1 protein-coding gene is annotated in these 1,440 nt (G+C 78.7%); it reads left to right on the top strand.

Features of this window, described 5'->3' with window-relative positions; genetic code table 11:
- The first annotated feature begins 400 nt into the window (after positions 1–400).
- Entirely contained in the window at positions 401–1,411 is a 1,011-nt protein-coding gene (locus FOE67_RS25610) for a DUF1015 family protein (RefSeq protein ID WP_182667198.1), read from the top strand.
- Positions 1,412–1,440: the final 29 nt, after the last annotated feature.

The following is a 1,440-nucleotide window of genomic DNA, read 5'->3' as shown; positions in this document are numbered from 1 at the left end:
CCCCCACCCCCTTCACCGGACGGCCCCGGCGCCTTTCCCGCCGGGTCCCTCCGCGGGACGGACTCGGCGGCTCACGCCGCCGGCGGCCGACGCGAGCCCCGGGAAACCGACCTGCCGGTCAGGCCCGGCGCGGGCACCCGCCGGGACCATCCGGGCCGGGGGACGGGGCCCGACGCCGGACGCCCGGCGGGTGCGGGAGGCCCGTCGGGCCCGACGGGCCTCCCGGAGTCCGCCCCACCGCACCACCCCGCGGCCGATCCGGCCCGTCGGCCCTCCCGCGGGACCGCCACGGTCCCCGACGGGGCCGGTCCGCCCGCCGGCCCCGATCCCAACGGAACCACCAGCCAGCGCCCGGCGACCGGGGACCACGACACCGTCCGGGCCGAGGAAGAGGAGTTCAGTGCCGTCTGATGTGCTGTCCCCACCAGCCCTGACCAGCGCCGTCGTCCCCCGATCCGACCTGTTGATCCCCTCCCACGTCGTCGAGCGCCGCGACGCCACCGGCCGCGTCGCCCAGCGCGGGGTGCTCGGTGCCCTCGACGTGCGCGGCACCGAGTCCGGCCACGTGCTGCGGCACCAGCGGATCGCCGAGGAGGAGGTGGACCGCCAGAGCCGCCTGCTGAGCGCCCGGCGCGACTCCGGCGACGGCGCGGCGTCGTCCCCCGACCCGCTGTTGCTGGCAGCCCCCGACCTGGACACCTTCCGCGAGTGCATCGAGCTGACCTCCGCGGGCACCCCCGACGCGGTGCTCCCCACCCCCGACGCCGGGGAGGTGCTGCTGTGGACCTGCGACCGGCGCTGGAGCGCGGCCCCCCCGCCCCTGGGACCGGTCCTCCTGGCCGACGGCCACCACCGGCTGGAGGCCGCCCGGCGGATGGGCCGCACCCGGCCGGGGCGGGAGCCGGAGCGCCTGCCGGCCCTGGTCGTCGATCACCGCAACCACCCCCTCACCCTGGCGGCCACCCATCGGGTGGTGCCCGGCCTGGACCCCCACCGGGCGGTCGGTACCGCGCGGCGGTTCGCCCGGGTGCGCCCCCGTCCCCGTGGCACCTATCCGCCCCCGCCGCGCGGCAGCTTCCTGCTCACCGGCGCGGGCCGCACCTGGGAACTGGCCGGTATCTCCACCTCCCTGCTCGCGGGCCGCCTGCGTCGGTTCCCCGCCGAGTGGGCCGAGCTGGACGCCGCCGTCAGCGACCACGTGCTCATCCCCGCCCTCTGCGAGGACCAGGGCATCGACCCCACCCCGCGCTACACCACCCGGCTGCCCGGACCGGGCGAGGCCGGTCTGGTGCTGCCGCCCCCCACCTGGAACCAGATCTGGGCCGGGGCCGCCAGCGGGGCCGGCATGCCGACCAAGAGCACCTGTCTGGGGCCCGGCCCCCTGCCGGGACTCCTCGACCACCTGGGCTGACCACCCCGCCGCGCCCACCGTCGCGGCCC

The organism is Streptomyces calidiresistens, from assembly GCF_014141525.1.
GTDB lineage: Bacteria > Actinomycetota > Actinomycetes > Streptomycetales > Streptomycetaceae > Streptomyces > Streptomyces calidiresistens.
This window is presented reverse-complemented; position numbering and strand designations above follow the sequence as displayed.